This window comes from Acinetobacter sp. CE-15 (genome assembly GCF_051059255.1).
Lineage (GTDB): Bacteria > Pseudomonadota > Gammaproteobacteria > Pseudomonadales > Moraxellaceae > Acinetobacter > Acinetobacter guillouiae.
Genome location: NZ_CP192737.1, coordinates 2,444,691 through 2,465,004, shown reverse-complemented (window position 1 = coordinate 2,465,004; position 20,314 = coordinate 2,444,691). Strand labels below are relative to the sequence as shown.

Sequence of the window (20,314 nt, the reverse complement as noted above, 5' to 3'; positions counted from 1 at the left end):
CCTTAAATTAGTTTGAGTTAGACCAATCATCAAGTTTGGTGCCTTTCAGTGCATGATCAATGTGTTGATTCATACGGTCTGCAGCAAAGGCATCGCTATAAGTTTTTAACTGTTCAACAGCATGCTCAATCGATTTGATATCGTTTGTTTCAAGCTGAGCTTTTAAGGCTTCAGCGGCTTGGGTGAGTGCAGTCAGTTGTTCAGTACTGAGCAGATTGGAGTCAACCTTTAATGCCTGTGTTAAGGCTTCAAGTTCACGCTGTGCTTCAACTTTAGTTTCATTGAGATGGCGAAGATTTTTATCTTCTTCAGCGAATTTATAACCTTCTAAAAGCAAACGTTCAGTATCGGTTTCAGACAATCCATAAGAAGGTTTAATGTCGATTTGCGCATTGACCCCTGATGTGGTTTCTTTGGCTGAAACAGTAAGCAGGCCATCTGCATCGACCTGAAAAGTGACTTCAATACGTGCCTGACCCGCGGTCATTGGTGGGATACCATGTAATACAAAACGGCCTAAGCTGCGGCAATGCTCAACTAAGTCGCGTTCGCCTTGCAAGACATGGATCAGCATGGCCGTTTGACCGTCTTGATAGGTGGTGAACTCTTGACGGCGTGCAACAGGAATGGCTGTATTACGTGAAATTAAACGTTCAACCAAACCACCCATGGTTTCTAGACCAAGTGACAGCGGGGTAACATCTAACAGTAATGAACCATCTTTAGAATTTCCAATGAGTTGATTTGCAGTGATCGCAGCACCAATCGCCACAACTTCATCAGGATTGATGGTACAAAGCGGTTCTTGCTTAAATACTTCACGCACCACTTTCTGTACAGCATAAGAGCGGGTTGAACCACCAACAAGAACTACATTTTGAATATCATCGAGTTCAAGTTTTGCATCACGCATGACACGTTTACACACATTGATCGTCTTATCTAATGCCACTTGAATGATTTCTTCAAATGTTGTGCGATCTAGCGTGAGATGATGTGTTAGAACTTTAATATCAACAGAGGTTGCATCACTGAGTGCTTCTTTGGCTTTGCGCGCAGAAACGATAAAATGTGCATATTCTGCATCATCTAAAGTTTCAATATTGAGTTGTTTTTTTTCCCATTTCACAATAAGGCGATCTAGGTCATCGCCACCCAGTGCGGTATGACCGCCTGTGGCTAAAACTTCAAACACACCTTGAGAAAAACGCAAAATAGACACATCAAATGTACCACCACCTAAATCATAAATGACATAGTTGCGGTCTGTTGTTAGATTGCTTTCTTGGTCCAAGCCATATGCAACAGCCGCAGCGGTAGGTTCGTTGAGCAGGCGTAATATATTTAAACCCGCGAGTTCAGCTGCATCGCGTGTGGCTTGGCGTTGCGCTTCATCAAAGTAGGCTGGAACCGTAATCACAGCGCCATTCACCGGATTGCTTAAGCTTTGTTCAGCGCGATCTTTCAGTTGTTTTAAAATTTCTGCGGAGATTTCTACGGGTGTTTTACGACCTTGCGCTGTTTCAAATGCTGGCATTTCATTGTCAGCACCCGCAAGCGTGTAAGGGTGTTGAAATTTAACATCTGCTTTAGAACGACCCATAAAGCGCTTAACAGAAACTATGGTATTTTTAGGGTCAGCAGTAATAAACGGTTTTGCTGCATCGCCATATTCGGTTGAATTTTTAGAATAATGTACAATAGAAGGAAGTAACACGCGACCTTGCTCATCGTTCAGTACTTTGGCTTTGCCTGATAATACCGTAGCAACAAGAGAATGGGTTGTCCCTAAGTCGATACCAATCGCAATACGGTGTTCGTGTGGCGCACTTGATTGTCCTGGTTCAGCAATTTGCAAGAGTGCCATTTGTCACATCCTTAAAATAAAAACTAAAAACAAATTCGGGTAAAACATATAATGAAAGTTAAAATTTAGAAATCATCATCTAAACTAAAATCTTCATCATCTAAAAGCTGATCTTCGGCTTTATCAATATCATTCATGACTTTTTGAAAGAATCGTAACTTACGCACCGTGTCACGTGCTTCAGCCCAATCTTCATCCTCAAAATCAATTTTGAATTCGCGAACTAAGCCATCAATCCATTGTTGGACTTCTTTTTTTAAAGAATGCAATTGTTCGGTATTGGTTGCTTCATCAAGCTGCTCACGAATTTCTAAAGCAGATTGTAAGAACTCAAAATCACTAATTGATTGATCTAAGTGATGATCTTGCTTTTTGAGTGAAAGTAGATAAGCAGCACGACTGTCTACATTGGATAAAGCTTTATATGCCTGATTAATTTCACTTGATTTAATCAAAGCTTTGTCTTTATCTTCAGCTTTATCAGGATGATATTGCTGTTGTAGTTTTAGGAAATTAGCTTTTAATGTCGCTAAATCAATATCGAGTGCTTCCGGGAGATCGAACAACTCAAAATGACTCATGGGAGATACTCATCCACGATGTTTTACAGGAAAACGGTGTAATTAAATGTGATTAAAACAGTGCAAGACACTGTTTTAACATGAGAAAAAGCAGGGCAGATTATACAGTGAAAGATTCACCACAGCCACATTCACCTTTTTTATTTGGGTTATTGAACTCGAAGCCTTCATTGAGACCATTTTTAACATAGTCCATTTCCATACCGTCGAGATAAACCAAACTTTTTGGATCTACAAAAACTTTTACACCAAACTGCTCGAACATTTGATCATGAGTGTCGATATCATCAACAAACTCAAGTACATAAGCTAAGCCAGAACAGCCTGAAGTTTTCACACCAAGACGAATACCTTCACCCTTACCGCGATTCTTTAAGTAATTGCTGATATGAGTTGCAGCATTTTCAGTTAGATTGATCATGAAAACTCCGTTAAAAAATCATCTGCTAAATTTGACGAACAGATATTAGGCTTTAGTTTTCTTGCTACGGTAATCTTCAACAGCAGCTTTAATTGCATCTTCTGCAAGTACAGAACAGTGTACTTTTACAGGAGGAAGTGCAAGTTCAGTTGCGATGTCGATATTCTTAATCGCCTGTGCTTCGTCAAGCGTTTTACCTTTTAACCATTCGGTTACGAGTGAACTAGACGCAATTGCAGAGCCACAGCCATAAGTCTTAAAGCGAGCTTCTTCAATTACACCACTGTCATTCACTTGGATTTGTAAACGCATTACATCGCCACATGCAGGTGCACCCACCATACCTGTACCAACATTTTCTGCATTTTTATCCAAAACACCAACATTACGAGGATTTTCGTAATGATCTATTACTTTTTCGCTATAAGCCATGTTGCTTCTCCAAACCTCGGGGTCAGCGTTGATAATATGTATTTCTACAATCTAATTTGGTGGCATTTTACTGATTTTCAATAAAATGCCGCGTTTTGATTTCAAGGAACTTAGTGTTCAGCCCATTCAACTGAATTTAAGTCGATCCCTTCTTTGTACATATCCCAAAGCGGAGAAAGCTCACGCAATTTCTCAACAGCAGCTTTAGTAATCTTAATTACATGATCAATGTCTTCTTCAGTCGTATAGTGACCAAAGCTAAAACGAATTGAACTATGTGCTAACTCGTCAGAAAGACCGAGGGCACGAAGTACGTAAGAAGGTTCAAGTGTTGCAGATGTACATGCTGAACCAGAAGATACAGCAGCATCTTTTAACGCCATCATCAATGATTCACCTTCAACAAAGTTGAAGCTAACATTTAAGTAGTTTGCAACATTGTATACAGGGTGGCCATTTAAGAAGACTTGTTCTAAATCTTGTAAACCGTTCCAGAGTTTGTCACGGAGTACACGTAAACGTGTTTGTTCAGCTTGTAAAGATTTGCCAGCAAGTTCAAATGCTTCACCCATACCGACGATTTGATGGGTTGCAAGTGTACCTGAGCGCATACCACGTTCATGACCACCGCCATGAATTTGTGCTTTGATACGAACACGTGGGCTACGGCGTACAAATAAAGCACCAATGCCTTTAGGTCCATAAACCTTATGACCTGAGAAGCTCATCAAATCAACTTTCATGGTAGAAAGATCGATTTCAACTTTACCTGCAGCTTGTGCAGCATCTACATGGAAATAGGTTTTATTGGCACGTGTTAACTCACCAATTGCAGCAACATCTGTCACAGTACCAATTTCATTGTTCACCATCATCAATGAAACAAGTAGCGTATCTGGACGAAGTTCAGCTTGAACCATTTCTGGGGTAATTAAACCAGTTTTAGGTTCAGGTTCAAGATAGGTAATCTCAAAACCTTCTTCTTCTAATTCACGACAAGTATCTAAAATTGCTTTATGTTCAATTTTACTTGTGATGATGTGTTTACGTTTAGAACCGTAAAACTGAGCAACACCTTTAAGGGCAAGGTTATCAGATTCAGTAGCACCAGAAGTCCAGACAATTTCGCGTGGATCAGCTTTTACTAAATTTGCGACTTGTTCACGTGCATATTCAACTTTTTCTTCAGCTTGCCATCCATAAGCATGTGAGCGAGAAGCAGCATTACCGAATGTACCATCAAAGGTTAAACACTCCATCATGCGTTCTGCTACTTGAGGATCAACAGGCGTAGTTGCTGCATAGTCAAGATAAATCGGACGTTTCATGTCAAATACCTGTAACCGATAAAAGGGCTGAATCAAGAGGTGCTGAATTTTGGCGAACTGCAACGGTTTGTACGTTGTCACGAGCTACTAAATCCGCAAGGGTGATTTTAGCTAAATAATCGGCAATATGGAGAGAGAGTTCTTGCCATAAATCGTGAGTTAAACACATTGCACCATTTTGGCAGTTGCCTTTGTGGTCACAACGAGTCGCATCAACGGTTTCATTTACAGCTTCAATAATTTCTAAGACAGTAATTTCTTCAGCATGGCGCGCTAAGTGATAACCGCCATTTGCTCCACGAACACTTGAAACTAAGCCATGACGTTTAAGTTTAGCGAACAATTGTTCAAGATAAGCGACAGATATCGTTTGGCGGGTTGCAATTTCTGCAAGCGTAATCGTTTGTTCAGGTGGCTGCAATGCTAAGTCAAGTAGTGCAGTCACTGCATAGCGACCGCGAGTAGTTAGGCGCATGATTCGATACACATGTTTTAGACTAGATGTATGAATTTTATGAATCCTGACTAAAATAGTCAAGTATTTTTAAGTTTAATTCTGACTAATTTAGTCAGAATTTATTATTTGAACAAAAATTACTGGAAAATTTCAATTTTTGTTCAAGTTTTATCAAAATATTTGCCAAAGATTATACACGACTAATGCCATAAATAGGAAGCCCAATACGCCTAAAGCCGTATATAAACGTTGTTGGTTGAGCTGCAAGCGTTTAACACGATTTTGATATTGTTTCACTTCAACTTGGAGTGTGTTGATCTTAGAGCGTTGCTGATCAATCTTTTCAAGCAAAGGGGCAATGCGTTTTTTTGATGCTTTTGTCTGGCTGTCATCATCTGGATTGGTTAACCATTGCTTCCAGTCTGAAAGCAATTTAGGGGCAGTTAAGTGTACAACTAGATCACGGAACTGTTCCTTGAGCAGGTTATCGCCTTCCAGACGCATTTTTTTCATGCTACGACGATTAGCAAAGACAAAAATTTGGATGAAATCGATGAGTGTGCTACTCACAGAAAGGTCAATGGCTTTTTCTGGAGGCTGTAAATCAAAAAGAATACCACGATCTGTAAATTGAACATAAAAGTCAAAATAAGGAATATAACTATTCATTTTAATTGTAATCTGCTGTCCGACGAATTTTTTTGCCTGTAAGCGAACAACACGATCATGTTTTAATACGAAAGAATAAATGGTTTCCAATATAATCATGACAATGTTTAGCAACAAACGAGAATGACCTTGCTTTTGTTGCGATTCATTCATAAAAAATTCCTATAGCAAAACAGAGAGTCCGATCTCTAAATAAATTTGAAACAATCTCATCCATGACTGGAAACACAATATTTCAACAATGATATAAAAATTATCTTAATAACCATTGTCGAATTGCCAAGTGTTCCTTAACATTAAAACAATTACTTTGCTTTGTAGAACAGTTTAGCAAAAGGTTCAATAGTTTTATTTGATAATATAGCAATATTTTCTACATAATTTGGTCATATAGGTCATTACACGCTGGAGTTTGGGGTAAATGGAGCAAGATATGAAAAAGAGCAACAAAGAACAAACAGATCTTTATGAAGATCAAAATGAATTTGATGAATCTCAAATAAAGCCTAGAAATCATAAAAAGTCAGCATTAGATTTCAGAAAATATACAAAACAAATCTGGTTGGCAGGGTTGGGAGCATTCTCCAGAGCCGAAGAAGAAGGCAATAAACTCTTTGATTCTTTAGTCAAGGTGGGTGAGGAGCTTGAATCCAAGACAGTTGAAGTCACAGATCAGACAGTCAATAAAGTCACTGAAAAAACCAAAGAGTCAGTTGCAGAAACCAAAGACAAGGTTGAAAAACTTTTAGATCAGCGTGTAAATCATTCATTAAACAGAATTGGTTTAGTGACTGCTAAAGATCTTCAGCATTTGGAAAACTTGATCCTGCAACTCCACAATAAGGTCGATGCATTGGCTGAAGAGAACCAAAACTTACGCGACCAATTGCTAAAAAAAATGAAATAATTACCATTAATCCAAAAAAATCGTAAATTTTAGTCGTAATTTTTGTGAAAAGCGTGTTTGGAGTCTTGCGTTTCCCCCCAAAGCATTGCTATAAAGTCGTCATGGCCTTTGATCTACAGCCTTGGAACTTAAACAAACGATATAAGAGGACGTAATCTTCATGAATAAATCAGAATTAATCGATGCGATTGCAGAAAAAGGGGGATTGTCAAAGTCCGATGCTGGTAAAGCATTAGATGCGACTATTGCTTCAATTGGTGAAGCGCTTAAAAAAGGCGACACAGTGACTTTAGTCGGCTTTGGCACATTCAGTGTTAAAGACCGTGCTGCTCGTACTGGTCGTAACCCTAAAACTGGTGAAGAGCTTCAGATTAAAGCAAGCAAAGTACCTAGCTTTAAAGCTGGTAAAGGCTTAAAAGACTCAGTAGCTTAATCTGAGCTTGTTAAAAGCGCGCCTTTGTGGCGCGTTTTTTATGAAATATATTAAATTATCAGTGATTGCTCGTTCATTCATTTCACAATTTCAGTTAGAATCCTTACGAAATATAATATTGGAATACTCATGGAATCGTTTCGCACTCTCATAAGGGGCTGGTTTGGTAAAGTTCTCCTTGTGTTATTTTTAGCGCCATTTGCTGTGGTTGGTATTGAAGGCTATTTCAGCGGTGGGCAAAAAGCAGACGTAGCTAAAACTGTTAATGGTCAAGATATTTCTAAAAAAGAGTTAGAAACGGTTACAAAAGGCTATACAGATCAATTGTTGGCAAATCCTGCTATACATGGGGATGAGTCTTTATTGAACAAAGAATTTATTGCAAATAAAGCACTTGATTACCTCATTAGCCAAAGTCTTTTAAGACAACAAGCTGATAAGTTAGGTGTGACTTTGAGCGATGCTCAAATTGAACAGAAAATTGCACAAATTCCTGCTTTTCAGGAAAATGGTAAATTTTCAAATACACTATATGCAAATTATTTACGTTCACAGGGTTTAACTAGCCAAGCATTTATCCAAAATATTCGCCAAGATTTTGCCTTAAGCATTTTGAGCTCTACAATTTCGGATAATGCACTGATCAGTAAATTGGATATCCAGCAAATTGCCAACTTGCAATCTGAACAACGTGAATTATTCTTATCAAGCGTTAAACTTGATGACTATAAAGCCAATGTTAAAGTGACCAATCAGGAAATTACGGATTATTACAACAAGCATCAAAATAAGTTTAAACAAGTTGCTTCAGTGGATGTGGACTATGTGGTGCTCAGCCCAGCGACATTGACACAGCCAAATGCGGCAGTGACTGATGCTGAATTACAACAAGCTTATACTCAGTTTGTAGAAAAATATAAGCAAAGTTTGAAGCGTGATGTTAAACATATTTTGATCACGACTGATTCTCGTACGCCTGAGCAAGCTGCTACACTTGCAAATGAAGTGTATGCAAAAATTCAGGCAGGTACGTCATTTGCTCAAGCTGCTGCGCAATATTCAGAAGACCCTGATTCTAAAGCGAAAGGTGGTGCACTTGCTGCCTATGCGCCAGGTGCTTTTGGTGATGATTTTGATAAAGCTGTCAACTCAACCAGCAATGGTCAAGTGTCTAAGCCTGTTAAAACTCAATTCGGTTATCATTTGATTGAAGTGAATACACCAGTAGATTCAGTGCCATCATTTGAGTCGAAAAAAGCTGAATTGACTGCTGAAGTTTTAAAGAATAAATCTGCTAACTATTTCTCTGACACTGTAAATAGTTTAAATGAGCAAGTGGTTAACAGTGATGCATTGGATGTGGTTTCACAAGCAGTGAAGACAGTTCAAGTTCAATCTGCAAATAATGTGAATTTAACGACAACCAATCCAGTTCTTGCTGATCCTGCTGTTAAATCTAAACTGTTTAATGACGATGTGAAAAGCGGAAATACGACGGCGTCAAGTAATATCCAAACTGCCAATGGTGATGTTGTCTGGGTTAAAGTTCGTAAGTATCATCCAGCCGGTGTACAGCCTTTAGCGCAAGCAACTGCACGTGTAAAAGCACAATTGATTGAACAAAAAGCGTTTGATGCTGCGCATGCAAAATTAAATGCCATGATTGCGGATTTCAAAAAATTGCCAGCGCAAGAGGTTACTGCGAAATATCAGTCTAACTTTGTCCATGCAGGAACATTCACTCGTTCAAAAGGCCTTAAGCGTGAGATTGAGCGTGTTGCCTTTAGCCAGCCAGTACCTAAAGCAGGCATGTGGTCTGTCAGCACTGCGAAGCTGCCAAATGAGTTAGTTGTTGTGGCTGTAGCGAATGTGAAAAAAGTAGATACTGCTCAGATGGATCCTGCTGAAGTTCAGCAACTTACGCAAATGTATCAGAAGTTCCGTGGTGAACAATTATTAGATGATTATTCGCGTTATTTAAAAGCTCAAGCAAAAATTAAATAATTGATCTTCCCAGATTTAAAAAAGCGCCTCGGCGCTTTTTTTATGTGAAATGGAATATAGAATTAGTACAGAAGCTATATCACTAAGATGTGATTAGCGGATGACTGTAATCTTTTTTAGATCTGATTGCGATATTGGCTTGGGCTAAGTTCAAATTGTTTCTTAAATGCCTGGCTAAATGCAGTTTCAGATGAATATCCCACTTGGTGTGCAATCTGCTGAATAGGCAGTTGCCCCTGTTTGATTAGCTGGCTGGCAAGACGTAAGCGATGTTGTTGCAAGTAGGCTAAAGGTGTTTCCCCAATAATTTGATTAAATAAGCTGGCAAATTTAGAACGCGACATACAACAGGTTTCAGCTAAGCTTTCTACGGTCCAGCTCTGTTCTGGACGGCTGTGAATGGCTGCAAGTGCATTTGAAAGTTCAGGATGTACAAGGGCATTTAACCAGTTATTGTGATCTTGCATTTGCTCAATATAGTCACGTACGCACTCGATCATCAAAATACTGACGACGTGATCCATAATTTTATTTTTACCCGCCATGGTTCTACGGGTTTCAGCAGAAACAAAATATAATCCAATTTTAAGCCATTCAGGTGCCTCATCACTTAAGGCATTTTGTATATGCAAATATGGTGGGAGTGCATTGATCAATGGACGAGCCATGATTGCATTCATATGGCATCGTACAGAAAGGATAAGGGTCTTTTCTGAGCTTCCTTGACCAAATTCAATTGCGTCTTGTCTTAATCCATCAAATAGTGATTCTATATTGAGGCTTTCAACTAACTGCGTGTCTAAATGATTTTTTACCGTGTGTGCTAATCCTGCTGGAATTAAAAACATATCGCCGGTTTGTAGTGCAACAGTCATTTTGGGTGAAAATTCTAAATAAGCATTTCCATACAGAACAATATGCGCGATCACGGCATCTTGTTTTGGACTCTGAAATGACCAATCACCTTGAGCTTGAAGGTAAATATATTCTGAATGGTTGAGATGAATATCATCAAAAATTTTACTTAAAGCATCCATAGATTCAGTTCAAATTTCCTGTTCTCAAATAATAAAAATGTTTCATGCTATTAAAACATGTGCGCAAAGGACAAACTCTATGTTGAAGATGCCAAAGACTTTTTCATAGGTTTTATGGACGCTTACAACTGTCTTTAAGTTGAATTTTACATAAATATATAACTAAGTAGAAAGATAGGGAAGATATAGCCATGAATGCACCAGTTCAACTGACAGAGCAGCAATTTCAACAATTAAAACCAAAGTCAGGTTTGGCACTTGATAAAAAGCGTTATCTTTGGATGATTAGTCCATCACTTCCAGTGATTGGCTTAGGAATCTTAGCGGGATATCATGTTGCACCTAAGCCACTGAAAAAAGTTTTTGCATTGGGTGGGCCACTGGTACTGCATGTGATTATTCCAGCCATAGATTCATTGATCGGTAAGGATAAAAACAATCCGACCAGTGAAGATGTAAAATTACTTGAGCAAGATCCGTATTATTCACGTTTGGTCAAATCCTTTATTCCGATTCAATATGTTGCCAATGTATATGCTTGTTATTTGGTCGGACGTAAACAAACATCTCTTTTAGATAAGATTTTGCTTGGTGTCTCAATGGGTGCAATTAATGGTATTGCCATTAACACAGCACATGAGTTAAGCCATAAGCATGACCGTATGGACCATATTTTATCGCATTTGGCATTGGTTCCATCAGGCTATAACCATTTCCGTATCGAACATCCTTATGGACACCATAAACGCGCTGCGACGCCTGAAGATCCAGCTTCATCGCAAATGGGTGAAACGCTCTATGAGTTTTTACCACGTACCGTCATTGGTTCATTTAAATCAGCGATTGAAATTGAAACCAACCGTCTTAAACGGAAGGGCCTTGGATTCTGGTCTAAAGATAATGAGTTATTGCAAGGCTGGACAATGACCGCAGCATTCCATTCATCTATGGTCGGGTTATTTGGTAAAGGTATTTTGCCTTATTTAGCAACTCAGTCAGCTTATAGTATTACGTTGTTTGAGATCATCAATTATATTGAGCATTATGGTTTATTGCGCCAAAAAGATGAAAATGGCAAATATGAACGCACAATGCCTGAGCATAGTTGGAACAATAACAACATCGTAACGAATTTATTCTTATATCAGTTACAACGTCATTCAGATCATCATGCCTTTCCGACACGCCCATTCCAAGCGTTACGTCACTTTGATGAAGCACCTGAATTGCCAAGCGGTTATGCAAGTATGCTGTTGCCAGCGATGATCCCGTCGTGGTGGTTTAAAATTATGGATAAGCGGGTATTTGATCATTACAAGGGTGATTTAAATAAGGCCAGTATTTATCCAAAACGCCGAGCAAGCATTTTCAAAAAGTTTGGTGTCGTGGATAAGTTGTTGAATAAGTAAAATTTAATTTTAAGATAAAAGCCCAGAATTGGGCTTTTATTGTTTTGTGCATTAAAAATATCCCAGCATTTTTAAATGTTGACTAACGCTACTTTTAGTTGTGAGTCATCCTTGTTAAAGCATAAGCACCTGTCGCTCAATTTTAATGAATGTAAAAAAAATCCCTGAAATACTATCTTTCTTTTTCTGTTTATTTCATAGTATTCATTAATGGTATTTTAAATTTACAAATGTAATTTGGAACTTCGTATGAAATGGGAAGAAATAGGCAATCAACCGTGTTCAATTGCGCGTACATTATCTGTATTGGGTGATCGATGGACCATGCTTATTTTACGTAATGCTTTTATGGGTTTACGTCGTTTTGATGATTTTCAAGAAAATTTAGGTGTGACAAGACATGTACTGTCTGAACGGCTAAAACGTTTGGTCGAGCATGAAATACTGGTTAAAGTGGCTTATGTCGATCGACAAGAGCGTTATGAATATCGCTTAACTGAAAAGGGCTTAGATCTATATCCTATTTTATTAACCATGGTGGCATGGGCGGATAAGTGGATGGATGAGGGGCTGGGTGCACCTATGGTGTATCAACATACCGTTTGTGGTCATGAGTTTACTCCGATATTGGTATGCTCAGAATGTCAGCAGGCGGTGAATGCAAGACAGGTGAAGCCAATCGTTAGCTCTGCGTTTTTCCAATACTTAGCGCAGAAAAAATTAGCTTGATTGCTATTCCCTAGATGATTTTCAATATTTATCATGAATTAATTTTAGATTAAGTTGTTGGTAAATATCATAAAAATATAAAGACATGTGCACTCATGATCTTTAGTGTTTGTGAAAATGTTTAGATGAAGCGTAGCAAGTAATTTGAAATTTTAATTACTGATATTATTTTTGATTTTTGTTAAAAAGATATAAAATATGTGATTGTTCAATTTAAAAAATATATAATTTAAATTAATAAGTAAAAGTATGAAAAACAGTAACTGTAATCCTAGTTTAGAAAATAAGGTTTATTGCTTGATAAAGAATAGAGCGATTTTTTAAACAGATAATTTTGATCAAGTCATTCACTTTTATATACTTATTTAACTGATGCAAAATTTTAATAATTTATAAAATATTTAATATGGAGTAATCGAATGGGAATTGGTTCAAGCCCAACAGTCGGAAGTACTTGTGATACGTACCTACAGAAGTTTACGATTCATTTTCGAAGATGTGAAGATAACATATATGATGGAAGTTATGGTTTTGATTGGTACAGACCTGAATACTTTAAAAAATTAACCAACTATAGACCGAATGCAGCAACAAAATTTGGAAACAAAGTTGCTTTAGTCAGTGGTTCGATACAATCATTAAAAGCGACATATACTCAAGACCAAATTACCAAAATTAGCCCATTTGGCACAGAATATATCCCTGCATGGTTAGCAATCTACCCAAGCTCACAAGAGGATAGCAATAGTTCTAATCCTGTCAATCAAGGGGTTAGGCTTAATTTAGAGTTGAGGCTATTAGATTCAGAAAATAATTTTTCATTAAAAAATGATGGAACAAAGATTAAGTTTGAAGTTTCAAATCCGAATATTATTATTGAACCAGCAGAGCTCAGTGTCGAAGATTTTATTTACGCCAAAAAAATGACGCGAGATTTAGGCGAAGATACTAAAAGAGAAGAAGAGATTTATTATCTAGCTTCAGAAATAGTGAATATTAAGTGCACAGGTGCTTTGCAAAAACATGAAGAAATCATTGTAACAGCAATAAAAGGAGAGACCCAAGAGAAAGTTGGGAAGCTAATGCTTTATCATAATGCCGTGATTCCTACTATATCGGTTATTTTTGTAGACGTTATAACTGATGGAAAAAAACCAAGCCGTTCACATGATTATGAAATTTTTTTAAAGCATAACTCATTTAACCAAGCTTTAATAAATGTAGAAATAAAAAATGCTCCAACATTTGATTTAAACAAATATCGTAGCAAAGACGATGATGTTAATATATCTTTGAATAAATTAAATATAAATGACACGGGTTATTTTTTAAGTGACTTAACTAAGTTTTATAAAAAATATCAAGATAAAAACTTAGCGACTAAAAATTATGTTTTCGTAACAACTGTAGAAATAAAGAATGCAGTTGGTGCTGGTGGTGACAGCGTTACCTTATTTAACTGTCCTCAAAATATATTTAATCAAGTCGTGGTACATGAATTAGGGCATCGTTTTGGATTGGATCATTTGTTTGAATCACAGAAAATTACAGCCAAAGGATCGAGCTTTCAATTTATACAGGGTACTACAGCTAATTTTTTAGATTATGATCATTCGGATGGCGTAAATTTAAAAAATAAAACTGCAGTCAATCCAAATCAAACACTAAAATATTTTTTCAAATACCAATGGGATTTTCTCAGGAAGAAAGTGAAATAATTTATGCTATAGCCAGTTTAGATATTTACTCGCTATATTGATGGGTTTGATCTCATATTAAGTTAAACGAATTAATATTTACGAACTGATCACAAACAATTTGCAGGTTTAGGGATACCCGCCAAACGGCTTAAATGGCGGGCAACCAGTCCTGTATTAAACTTGTCTTGTAAAACAGCATTATCAATTGCTGGGTTGATCGTTTTCATTAAAAATTTAATCAGTGGACGAGTTGCAGGAGAGTGGCCAAACTGGGTATAAAATTGACGTACTGCATGCAACACCTCAAAATGCCATGGGGTCAGTTGTAGATCTAAACTTTGTGCCAACTCTTGGGCAACCTGTTCATTCCAAATGGTGTAATCTACTAAATGACCATCTTGGTCTAACTCAAAGCTCATAAAACCGCCTAAACAAAACAACAGAAACAATGTAACTTTTGATCAACAAAACATCAAAGATTGATTTTTGAAAAATCGAAATAAATTTACAACCTAACTGACTATTTTAAACTGATACAACGGCTAAAGTCTAAAACTAGCTGTGCAAATTGTGGGTAAGAAATTGATTTAAAATTTTCAGGAATGGATTCAGATAAAATCTCAGCATCATTTTCAAGAAGATAAAGATTCTGTTTGTTTGTTAAGCGCTGATCTGCTGCAAACAGTACCGCATCACCCATTAAAACAATGTGATCATGAGAACCGTAGAGTTGATCCAACTGATTCAATATATGGTCTGTATGTATAAAAGAAGATTGAATTAAATAAAGCGTTTTATCTGACATTTAAACTTTCCATCCACAGCTTACCAATACAACACATGTTCAAAAGACTGAATAAATTCAGCATTCAGTTCTACAAATTCCAACTCTTGTTGTGATTGAGTAACAAAAGTCGAGGATTTATTCATATTTTCTACTAAAACTGGTGTTAAATCATAGAATTCAAAGCTATCGACCAGATTTGAAGCAAGCTTAAATACGTGATTTAATTGGCTAAAAGCAATTTCTGATTTAAGTAGGCTTAATCCAGCGTCTTTAAGTAACACTTTGACTTTACTGCCAAAAGTTGCAAGAACCATGGTTGCTGACAAACTTTCATGTACCTGCAATGTATTTAAATTTGCTTGGGTTATCACAACGAGCACAGTATTCACACAAATTACCTTTTAAATGCAACACGCTAATGGGATGATCAACTTAGAATTGAATGATACGATCTGTAGATTGAACAGCATCTGCAAGTTCGCCTAAACCCACAAGTTCAAAGCCTTTTGCAAGATTATCGGCTGGAATTTGGTGACGTTTGGCATTCTCTTGATCTGTTATCCCCCGCGCTAATGCAGCACTCACACAGACAGGAAGTCGAATTGAGAGTTTTTGCCATTCTACAGATAAATTACGTTGATCGTCAGGAACCCATTGCAAGTTGTTCGCAACTTGTACACCATCTTGATAAAAGAAAACACGAAATTCTTGATCTTCAGCTTGCAGTGCTTGAGCTAAACCCAATGCATGCCATGCATGGATTGAAGTTGGTGCTGCGGTGATTAGTAATAAAGTACTCATTTGATGGCGATTCACTTGGAGAATGGACAGTTTGCAACATTCAAACTTGATAATGATAGGTAGTATACAATGATTTTAGTGACTGGTGGTTTAGGCTTTATAGGCTCGCATGTGGTTTTAAGTTTGCTAGCTCAAGGGCAAGCGGTCGTCATTGTGGATAATCTAGCCAATGCCAATCTGCAATGCTTAGAGCGCTTAGAATTTATTACAGGAATGTATATTCCCTTTGTCAAAATTGATATTCGTAATACTCCCGCTTTAAATAAAGTATTTGAACAATATTCAATAGATACCGTTGTGCATTGTGCGGGTTTTAAGTCTATTGAAGAGTCAAACCTAAAACCACTTGAATATTATAATGACAATCTCAGTTGTATTATGAGTTTATTACGCGCGATGCAGCGTACTGGTGTCAGAAATTTGGTACATCTTTCTAGCCTTATGGTTTATGCGCAATCGAGTTTAGAACTGAATGAACAAACCGCATTTAATTATAGTTATCCCAATCCTTATATAAAATCTCAGCAAATGATTGAAGAAATCATTAAAGACACATTCAAAACTGATGAAGAATGGAAAATTGCCATTTTAAGAGTTTCAAATGTCGTCGGTGCATTTGAGCATGGCGTCTTGGGTGAGTTTGTTGCACCACTACCTAAAAATGTTGTCCCTTTGGCTTTACAAGTTGCAGCTCAACAACGTGATCTAATTGAAGTACAACGTAATTCAGAGACTGCGGATAAAACGACTGAGCGTAGCTTTGTGCATGTACTTGATGTATGTGAAGCAATTAAATCAACTATTCTTTGGCTACATGAGCAGGGCAATGTTTATCAAAGTTTTGATATTGCAGGTCCTGTCAGTTCGATACAAAACCTGATCAACTTGATCGAAGAGGTTACAGCGAGTCAAATCCATCAAATTGATGCGGTGTATAAATTAGATGAACTGGATCAGGTTGCATCTACCAGCCAAAAAGCTTTTGAGGTTTTAAAATGGAAAGCACAGCGCTCGCTTAAACAAATGATTGAAGATGAATGGCGTTTTTATCAAAATACCTTAAACAACCGATAAAAATCCAGAATAGATGATTTTTGTAAATAATTATCATTTACATGTTTGGTTGATTTGTTTAGCATAATTGCTTCGCTGAAGCTGGTGTTTTTACGCAGATGTTGTCAAAACAAGCTTTAACTTGAAAATAAGATATGGATAAAGAAGAGGTTGAAAATGCAAACACGTATTGAACATGACACAATGGGCGATGTTGAAGTCCCAAGCGAAGCAATGTGGGGCGCACAAACTCAGCGAAGCGTAGAAAACTTTAAAATTGGTACAGAACATATGCCGCGCCCGATGATTCGAGCGATGGGGCTGGTCAAAAAGGCAGCGGCAATAACCAATGCCAGCTTAAACCAAATTCCGCATGATCTGTCACAGTACATTGTCGATGCTGCCGATGAAGTAATTTCAGGCAAATGGGATTCACAATTTCCTTTGGTGGTTTGGCAAACAGGTTCAGGTACGCAAAGTAATATGAACTGTAATGAAGTCATTGCCAATATCGCCAATCAAAAATTAGGTAATCCATTAGGTTCGCAAAAGCCAGTGCATCCGAATGATCATGTCAATCGTGCACAATCTACCAATGATTCATTTCCAACAGCGATTCATGTGGCTGCTGCGGTACAAATCAATGAGTTGCTTATTCCAGCAGTAAAACGCTTACGAGACACTTTACATCGCAAATCTGAAGCGTTTGACGATATTGTTAAGATTGGTCGTACTCATTTACAGGATGCAACACCACTTACATTAGGACAGGAATTCAGTGGCTATGTTTCACAGCTGGATCATGGACTAAAACGTTTACAACAGGCTTTAGTGTGGCTCTATGAGTTACCACTTGGTGGAACCGCTGTTGGTACAGGTTTAAATGCGCATCCTGAATATGCAGACAAAGCAGCGGAAGAATTAGCCAAACTGACGGGGTTACCATTTATCAGTAATCCCAATAAGTTTGAAGCACTTGCTGGTCGTGATGCTGCTGTATTTGCTTCTGGTTCATTGAAAACCTTAGCTGCGAGTTTAAATAAAATTGCCAATGATATACGTTGGTTAGCAAGTGGACCACGTTGTGGTTTGGGCGAGTTGCGTATTCCTGAGAATGAACCTGGTTCAAGCATCATGCCTGGTAAAGTCAACCCAACCCAATGTGAAGCAATGACCATGGTGGTTGCGCAAGTGATGGGGAATGACACCACGATTAACTTTGCAGGTGCAGCGGGGAATTTTGAACTGAATGTTTATATGCCTGTGATTGCATATAATCTTGTTCAGTCGATTCAATTGCTTGGCGATGCATGTAACAGCTTCGACGAACACTGTGCTGTAGGTATTGAGCCAAATCGTGAAAAAATTGATTACTTCTTACATAATTCATTGATGTTGGTAACAGCACTGAATCCTGTGATTGGTTATGAAAATGCTGCTAAAGTTGCTAAAACGGCTTATAAAGAAGATAAGACTTTAAAAGAAGTTGCGATAGAACTTGGTTTTGTCACGGCTGAACAGTTTGATGAAGTGGTACAACCTGAAAAAATGGTACGTCCAAACGCGAAATAATGAGTTGTAAGCGACTATACTTTTGATGATTTATTGAGAAAGCATCAGTCGTTTAAAAAAGCACCTTAAGGTGCTTTTTTATTTTGAATTTGGAGGAGTTATAGGACTCGCATTAACCATGTTTCTCGCGAGTTTCATGGCAGCTTTGAAATCCAGCCTCAATGAGTCGATTTCTGATTTCGTCAAGGCTGTTGGGTTTTTTGAAATGTCCGAGTTCGCCTTGTGTGAGATATTCGAGCGGGAATCCGAATTCATGTTGCCACCATTGTTCGAGTAAAGGATGCTTTCGTTTGATGAAATCTAAAGTCGTTTGTAATGGGACGAGATCAAGATTGTTGTATCCTGTCAGTGTCATAGCGAGTATAACCTTTCTGCCATTAGTTGTTTAACCTGATTGTGAAGACGTTTATTCTTTTAATCATCAGCAGAGTTAATGTCATTAAAACAAATAAGCCAATATTAATAGATTCATAATAGTTATATGTTAAGAGATAAGGCTCGATATTCCCTAGATTTAGGATGTGAGTTTGACAAATGAATATGTTGATACAGTGTTAAGGTTAAAACAATGTTTTTAGGGGGAGTGTTGTTTGAAATGGGGAGGAGTAATAATGTGTCAATGCGATGAATGGCATTGAAAAAATTACCGTTATGGTATGATTTTAACAATAATACTTATTATTGTTAATAATCTTTCGATATGAAAAAAATTATCTATAATATTCATGTCTTTAATTCCTGTTGCCGTTATTGCTCAACTTGATCCTGACTTTAGTAAACCTTTAGAGTTGTAGACTTTTGGTTACCTTAGAAGCTGATGTTGAAATTTTAAGTGATTCTAGAAAAAGTTTTAAGAGCAATATGATGACATATGAATTTACTAATGGAGAAATTAAGGCCGTTGGAAATGGCCAACGCAGAGTTCAAATCATCATCCCACCGAATAGTACAAAAGAAAATATGCCACTCATAAAGTGATTACATGAGCCTTCTATAAAGAAGGCTTTTTATACGCGCAATTTATATTGTGGCATGCTCTTTTAATTGAGCGCCGTTTTCTCAAAATATTGAACAGCAGGTGAACGTGACATATAGGCTAAAGCCTGTTCTGTATCACCTTCATGAAGCGGATTAAACTTTGGAGAGGTCCAACGTAGAGTGGCTTTCCATAGGTATTTAATGGTCGGTAGGTGATCTGTTTTAGTTGCAGTTTTTTCAAACTCTCGAATAAAAGCAAAGAATCCACGGCGCATTAATTTTTGGATGTGCTGATGTTCAGTATCTTGTTGGCCAAGACTGCGAGCAAAATCAACGAGGAAGTAAATAAAAAGCGGAAAAATTCCCATCATAATGATTTGTCTGGAAACATAAAAACCTAGCTTTTGTTGTAATAAATGCTCAAACAAATCATAAGCGACACAACGATGTTCAACTTCTTCCGCGAGATGCCAGCGGAATAAATCAGCCATGGCTGGATCAGCTTTATCCCAAGATTTGCTATCAAGTGTCCATTGCCCAATTGTACCTGTAAAGTGCTCGATCGCTGCAATAACACCTACACGAAAGATTAACCAATATTCGTCAAATTTTTTCCCTTTTAAAAAAGGGATTCCTAATGGTTTGTCACCTAATAGAATGTTGAAAACAAGATGGGCACGATTTAATGGTTCTTGTATGTCATAGCCATTTTCTCTTAAAAAGTCTTGTACTTTTTCATGTGCACGTGCATGTGCAGCTTCTTGACGGACAAAGCCAATAACTTCTTGTTTTAATTTTTCATCGCTAATATGTGGAAGGGTTTTATTAAATACTCGACAAAACCAAAACTCGCCCGCAGGCAAAAGCATATTGATACCATTGGCGATATGTGAACAGAGTGGATCATCTGGCATCCAACATACAGAAGACTCAGAAAAATCGAAATATACTTTTCTTGCTTTAATTTGATGACTTTCCGTGATCATTGTGGTTATCCAACATGAAACTGTTAAGCGATTAAAAGTTTTTACCATTTAGAATAATTAGCGACCATATCCTTTGAGGACACTTTTTTTGTGATTTTTACTCTTCTGAGTAGAAAATATTGCTTTAGAAATTTAATATTATTTTTTTAAGTTATTGATATTG

22 protein-coding genes are annotated in these 20,314 nt (G+C 37.4%); 8 read left to right on the top strand and 14 right to left on the bottom strand.

All coding sequences use genetic code 11. The annotated features are described in order from the left end of the window. Positions 1-7: 7 nt before the first annotated feature. The 7 genes from hscA to ACQ7EO_RS11395 form a co-directional block, all read right to left on the bottom strand. On the bottom strand, positions 8-1,867 hold the full coding sequence (gene hscA, locus ACQ7EO_RS11425) for a Fe-S protein assembly chaperone HscA (RefSeq protein WP_434277333.1): 1,860 nt from the start codon (positions 1,865-1,867) through the stop codon (positions 8-10). A 65-nt stretch (positions 1,868-1,932) separates the two neighbouring features. Next, the gene (gene hscB / locus ACQ7EO_RS11420; RefSeq protein ID WP_004720634.1) at positions 1,933-2,448 is read right to left on the bottom strand and encodes a Fe-S protein assembly co-chaperone HscB; all 516 of its coding nucleotides are present in this window, start codon (positions 2,446-2,448) and stop codon (positions 1,933-1,935) included. A 100-nt stretch (positions 2,449-2,548) separates the two neighbouring features. Then, on the bottom strand, positions 2,549-2,869 hold the full coding sequence (gene iscA, locus ACQ7EO_RS11415) for an iron-sulfur cluster assembly protein IscA (protein ID WP_034610390.1): 321 nt from the start codon (positions 2,867-2,869) through the stop codon (positions 2,549-2,551). A 45-nt stretch (positions 2,870-2,914) separates the two neighbouring features. Then, positions 2,915-3,301, bottom strand: coding sequence for a Fe-S cluster assembly scaffold IscU (gene iscU / locus ACQ7EO_RS11410; protein ID WP_004720629.1), 387 nt, complete (start codon positions 3,299-3,301; stop codon positions 2,915-2,917). A gap of 110 nt (positions 3,302-3,411) precedes the next feature. Beyond that, positions 3,412-4,629 carry an IscS subfamily cysteine desulfurase gene (locus ACQ7EO_RS11405; protein ID WP_004720627.1) on the bottom strand — a complete coding sequence of 406 codons (1,218 nt, stop codon included), beginning with the start codon at positions 4,627-4,629 and terminating at the stop codon, positions 3,412-3,414. A 1-nt stretch (position 4,630) separates the two neighbouring features. Next, positions 4,631-5,104: an Rrf2 family transcriptional regulator gene (locus ACQ7EO_RS11400; protein WP_004720625.1), complete on the bottom strand. Its 474-nt coding sequence runs from the start codon at positions 5,102-5,104 to the stop codon at positions 4,631-4,633. 153 nt (positions 5,105-5,257) lie between these two features. After that, complete coding sequence (locus tag ACQ7EO_RS11395) at positions 5,258-5,908, bottom strand: hypothetical protein (RefSeq protein ID WP_434277331.1); 651 nt, start codon at positions 5,906-5,908, stop codon at positions 5,258-5,260. A 268-nt stretch (positions 5,909-6,176) separates the two neighbouring features. Between ACQ7EO_RS11395 and ACQ7EO_RS11390 the strand changes: the two genes are divergently transcribed. The 3 genes from ACQ7EO_RS11390 (at position 6,177) to ACQ7EO_RS11380 (ending at position 9,099) form a co-directional block, all read left to right on the top strand. Next, complete coding sequence (locus ACQ7EO_RS11390; protein ID WP_004821389.1) at positions 6,177-6,662, top strand: phasin family protein; 486 nt, start codon at positions 6,177-6,179, stop codon at positions 6,660-6,662. A 160-nt stretch (positions 6,663-6,822) separates the two neighbouring features. Continuing rightward, the gene (locus ACQ7EO_RS11385; protein ID WP_004720620.1) at positions 6,823-7,095 is read left to right on the top strand and encodes an HU family DNA-binding protein; all 273 of its coding nucleotides are present in this window, start codon (positions 6,823-6,825) and stop codon (positions 7,093-7,095) included. Between the two features lie 129 nt (positions 7,096-7,224). Continuing rightward, positions 7,225-9,099 (top strand): SurA N-terminal domain-containing protein, encoded by a 1,875-nt coding sequence (locus ACQ7EO_RS11380; RefSeq protein WP_434277329.1) that lies wholly within the window; start codon positions 7,225-7,227, stop codon positions 9,097-9,099. 116 nt (positions 9,100-9,215) lie between these two features. On the opposite strand, the gene ACQ7EO_RS11375 is transcribed toward ACQ7EO_RS11380, so the two are convergent. Further along, positions 9,216-10,136 (bottom strand): AraC family transcriptional regulator, encoded by a 921-nt coding sequence (locus ACQ7EO_RS11375; RefSeq protein ID WP_004720615.1) that lies wholly within the window; start codon positions 10,134-10,136, stop codon positions 9,216-9,218. 191 nt (positions 10,137-10,327) lie between these two features. On the opposite strand from ACQ7EO_RS11375, the gene ACQ7EO_RS11370 reads away from it, so the two are divergent. From ACQ7EO_RS11370 to ACQ7EO_RS11360, 3 genes are all read left to right on the top strand, one after another. Next, positions 10,328-11,545, top strand: a complete 1,218-nt coding sequence (locus ACQ7EO_RS11370; RefSeq protein ID WP_434277328.1) for an alkane 1-monooxygenase — start codon at positions 10,328-10,330, stop codon at positions 11,543-11,545. Between the two features lie 249 nt (positions 11,546-11,794). Then, positions 11,795-12,274, top strand: coding sequence for a winged helix-turn-helix transcriptional regulator (locus tag ACQ7EO_RS11365; protein WP_004821399.1), 480 nt, complete (start codon positions 11,795-11,797; stop codon positions 12,272-12,274). A 419-nt stretch (positions 12,275-12,693) separates the two neighbouring features. Continuing rightward, positions 12,694-13,992: a reprolysin-like metallopeptidase gene (locus ACQ7EO_RS11360; RefSeq protein ID WP_434277327.1), complete on the top strand. Its 1,299-nt coding sequence runs from the start codon at positions 12,694-12,696 to the stop codon at positions 13,990-13,992. Between the two features lie 89 nt (positions 13,993-14,081). On the opposite strand, the gene ACQ7EO_RS11355 is transcribed toward ACQ7EO_RS11360, so the two are convergent. From ACQ7EO_RS11355 to tusD, 4 genes are all read right to left on the bottom strand, one after another. Then, positions 14,082-14,393 carry a TusE/DsrC/DsvC family sulfur relay protein gene (locus tag ACQ7EO_RS11355; protein WP_004821403.1) on the bottom strand — a complete coding sequence of 104 codons (312 nt, stop codon included), beginning with the start codon at positions 14,391-14,393 and terminating at the stop codon, positions 14,082-14,084. A gap of 101 nt (positions 14,394-14,494) precedes the next feature. Next, positions 14,495-14,779, bottom strand: a complete 285-nt coding sequence (locus ACQ7EO_RS11350; protein WP_239045683.1) for a DsrH/TusB family sulfur relay protein — start codon at positions 14,777-14,779, stop codon at positions 14,495-14,497. 20 nt (positions 14,780-14,799) lie between these two features. Beyond that, positions 14,800-15,150: a hypothetical protein gene (locus tag ACQ7EO_RS11345; RefSeq protein ID WP_434277325.1), complete on the bottom strand. Its 351-nt coding sequence runs from the start codon at positions 15,148-15,150 to the stop codon at positions 14,800-14,802. Positions 15,151-15,193: 43 nt separating this feature from the next. Next, entirely contained in the window at positions 15,194-15,562 is a 369-nt protein-coding gene (gene tusD, locus ACQ7EO_RS11340; protein ID WP_004720599.1) for a sulfurtransferase complex subunit TusD, read from the bottom strand. A 69-nt stretch (positions 15,563-15,631) separates the two neighbouring features. Between tusD and ACQ7EO_RS11335 the strand changes: the two genes are divergently transcribed. Both ACQ7EO_RS11335 and fumC read left to right on the top strand, forming a co-directional pair. Continuing rightward, positions 15,632-16,636: an SDR family NAD(P)-dependent oxidoreductase gene (locus ACQ7EO_RS11335; protein WP_004821408.1), complete on the top strand. Its 1,005-nt coding sequence runs from the start codon at positions 15,632-15,634 to the stop codon at positions 16,634-16,636. A 156-nt stretch (positions 16,637-16,792) separates the two neighbouring features. After that, a complete protein-coding gene (gene fumC / locus ACQ7EO_RS11330; RefSeq protein ID WP_004821410.1) occupies positions 16,793-18,187 on the top strand; it encodes a class II fumarate hydratase in 1,395 nt (464 codons plus the stop codon). A 112-nt stretch (positions 18,188-18,299) separates the two neighbouring features. Here the strand turns inward: fumC and ACQ7EO_RS11325 are convergent, their stop codons facing one another. Both ACQ7EO_RS11325 and ACQ7EO_RS11320 read right to left on the bottom strand, forming a co-directional pair. Continuing rightward, positions 18,300-18,542 (bottom strand): hypothetical protein, encoded by a 243-nt coding sequence (locus tag ACQ7EO_RS11325; protein ID WP_151957817.1) that lies wholly within the window; start codon positions 18,540-18,542, stop codon positions 18,300-18,302. Positions 18,543-19,227: 685 nt separating this feature from the next. After that, positions 19,228-20,151, bottom strand: a complete 924-nt coding sequence (locus tag ACQ7EO_RS11320; protein WP_434277324.1) for a metal-dependent hydrolase — start codon at positions 20,149-20,151, stop codon at positions 19,228-19,230. Positions 20,152-20,314: the final 163 nt, after the last annotated feature.

Excerpts from the sequence above, each read along its gene's own strand:
- hscA (WP_434277333.1), bottom strand. The coding sequence starts at position 1,867 with ATGGCACTCTTGCAAATTGCTGAACCAGGACAATCAAGTGCGCCACAC.
- hscB (WP_004720634.1), bottom strand. The coding sequence starts at position 2,448 with ATGAGTCATTTTGAGTTGTTCGATCTCCCGGAAGCACTCGATATTGAT.
- iscA (WP_034610390.1), bottom strand. The coding sequence starts at position 2,869 with ATGATCAATCTAACTGAAAATGCTGCAACTCATATCAGCAATTACTTA.
- iscU (WP_004720629.1), bottom strand. The coding sequence starts at position 3,301 with ATGGCTTATAGCGAAAAAGTAATAGATCATTACGAAAATCCTCGTAAT.
- ACQ7EO_RS11405 (WP_004720627.1), bottom strand. The coding sequence starts at position 4,629 with ATGAAACGTCCGATTTATCTTGACTATGCAGCAACTACGCCTGTTGAT.
- ACQ7EO_RS11400 (WP_004720625.1), bottom strand. The coding sequence starts at position 5,104 with ATGCGCCTAACTACTCGCGGTCGCTATGCAGTGACTGCACTACTTGAC.
- ACQ7EO_RS11395 (WP_434277331.1), bottom strand. The coding sequence starts at position 5,908 with ATGAATGAATCGCAACAAAAGCAAGGTCATTCTCGTTTGTTGCTAAAC.
- ACQ7EO_RS11390 (WP_004821389.1), top strand. The coding sequence starts at position 6,177 with ATGGAGCAAGATATGAAAAAGAGCAACAAAGAACAAACAGATCTTTAT.
- ACQ7EO_RS11385 (WP_004720620.1), top strand. The coding sequence starts at position 6,823 with ATGAATAAATCAGAATTAATCGATGCGATTGCAGAAAAAGGGGGATTG.
- ACQ7EO_RS11380 (WP_434277329.1), top strand. The coding sequence starts at position 7,225 with ATGGAATCGTTTCGCACTCTCATAAGGGGCTGGTTTGGTAAAGTTCTC.
- ACQ7EO_RS11375 (WP_004720615.1), bottom strand. The coding sequence starts at position 10,136 with ATGGATGCTTTAAGTAAAATTTTTGATGATATTCATCTCAACCATTCA.
- ACQ7EO_RS11370 (WP_434277328.1), top strand. The coding sequence starts at position 10,328 with ATGAATGCACCAGTTCAACTGACAGAGCAGCAATTTCAACAATTAAAA.
- ACQ7EO_RS11365 (WP_004821399.1), top strand. The coding sequence starts at position 11,795 with ATGAAATGGGAAGAAATAGGCAATCAACCGTGTTCAATTGCGCGTACA.
- ACQ7EO_RS11360 (WP_434277327.1), top strand. The coding sequence starts at position 12,694 with ATGGGAATTGGTTCAAGCCCAACAGTCGGAAGTACTTGTGATACGTAC.
- ACQ7EO_RS11355 (WP_004821403.1), bottom strand. The coding sequence starts at position 14,393 with ATGAGCTTTGAGTTAGACCAAGATGGTCATTTAGTAGATTACACCATT.
- ACQ7EO_RS11350 (WP_239045683.1), bottom strand. The coding sequence starts at position 14,779 with ATGTCAGATAAAACGCTTTATTTAATTCAATCTTCTTTTATACATACA.
- tusD (WP_004720599.1), bottom strand. The coding sequence starts at position 15,562 with ATGAGTACTTTATTACTAATCACCGCAGCACCAACTTCAATCCATGCA.
- ACQ7EO_RS11335 (WP_004821408.1), top strand. The coding sequence starts at position 15,632 with ATGATTTTAGTGACTGGTGGTTTAGGCTTTATAGGCTCGCATGTGGTT.
- fumC (WP_004821410.1), top strand. The coding sequence starts at position 16,793 with ATGCAAACACGTATTGAACATGACACAATGGGCGATGTTGAAGTCCCA.
- ACQ7EO_RS11325 (WP_151957817.1), bottom strand. The coding sequence starts at position 18,542 with ATGACACTGACAGGATACAACAATCTTGATCTCGTCCCATTACAAACG.
- ACQ7EO_RS11320 (WP_434277324.1), bottom strand. The coding sequence starts at position 20,151 with ATGATCACGGAAAGTCATCAAATTAAAGCAAGAAAAGTATATTTCGAT.